The sequence below is a fragment of the Candidatus Pantoea deserta genome (genome assembly GCF_003813865.1).
In the GTDB taxonomy this organism is placed as follows: Bacteria; Pseudomonadota; Gammaproteobacteria; order Enterobacterales; family Enterobacteriaceae; genus Pantoea; species Pantoea deserta.
This window is the reverse complement of sequence record NZ_RMVG01000060.1, coordinates 1-1175: the sequence shown is the minus strand read 5'-3', so window position 1 is coordinate 1175 and position 1175 is coordinate 1. Positions and strand designations below refer to the sequence as shown.

Genomic DNA, 1175 nt, shown 5'->3' with positions numbered 1-1175 from the left:
AAAGAGCAATTTCAACGTAACAAACTGCACGTAAACGTGGGCACCATCGGTCACGTTGACCACGGTAAAACCACCCTGACTGCAGCAATCACCACCGTTCTGGCTAAAACCTACGGCGGCCAGGCTCGTGCGTTCGACCAGATCGACAACGCGCCGGAAGAGAAGGCTCGTGGTATCACCATCAACACCTCTCACGTTGAGTACGAAACGCCGGCTCGCCACTACGCGCACGTTGACTGCCCGGGCCACGCCGACTACGTGAAAAACATGATCACCGGTGCTGCTCAGATGGACGGCGCTATCCTGGTTGTTGCTGCGACTGACGGCCCGATGCCGCAGACCCGTGAGCACATCCTGCTGGGTCGTCAGGTTGGCGTTCCTTACATCATCGTGTTCCTGAACAAGTGCGACATGGTTGATGACGAAGAGCTGCTGGAACTGGTTGAGATGGAAGTGCGTGACCTGCTGTCTCAGTACGACTTCCCGGGCGACGACACCCCGATCGTTCGCGGTTCTGCGCTGAAAGCGCTGGAAGGCGACGCAGAGTGGGAAGCGAAGATCGTTGAGCTGGCTGGCCACCTGGATACCTACATCCCGGATCCGGTTCGTGCTATCGACCTGCCGTTCCTGCTGCCGATCGAAGACGTATTCTCAATCTCTGGCCGTGGTACCGTTGTTACCGGTCGTGTTGAGCGCGGCATCGTGAAAGTGGGCGACGAAGTTGAAATCGTGGGCATCAAAGACACCGCGAAATCAACCTGTACCGGCGTTGAAATGTTCCGCAAACTGCTGGATCAGGGTCAGGCTGGTGAGAACGTGGGCGTTCTGCTGCGTGGTATCAAGCGTGAAGAGATCGAGCGTGGCCAGGTACTGGCTAAGCCGGGCTCAATCAAGCCGCACACCAAGTTCGTATCAGAAGTGTACGTTCTGTCTAAAGAAGAAGGCGGTCGTCACACTCCGTTCTTCAAAGGCTACCGTCCGCAGTTCTACTTCCGTACCACTGACGTGACTGGCAACATCGAACTGCCGGAAGGCGTAGAGATGGTAATGCCGGGCGACAACATCAAAATGACCGTAACTCTGATCCACCCGATCGCGATGGACCAGGGTCTGCGCTTCGCAATCCGCGAAGGCGGCCGTACCGTTGGCGCGGGCGTTGTTGCTGAAGTTATCGC

1 protein-coding gene is annotated in these 1175 nt (G+C 57.0%); it reads left to right on the top strand.

Translation table 11 applies throughout. The features are described from left to right. Positions 1-1175, top strand: a 1175-nt coding sequence (gene tuf, locus BBB56_RS23385; RefSeq protein WP_123803268.1) for an elongation factor Tu, incomplete at both ends; no start/stop codon positions are given.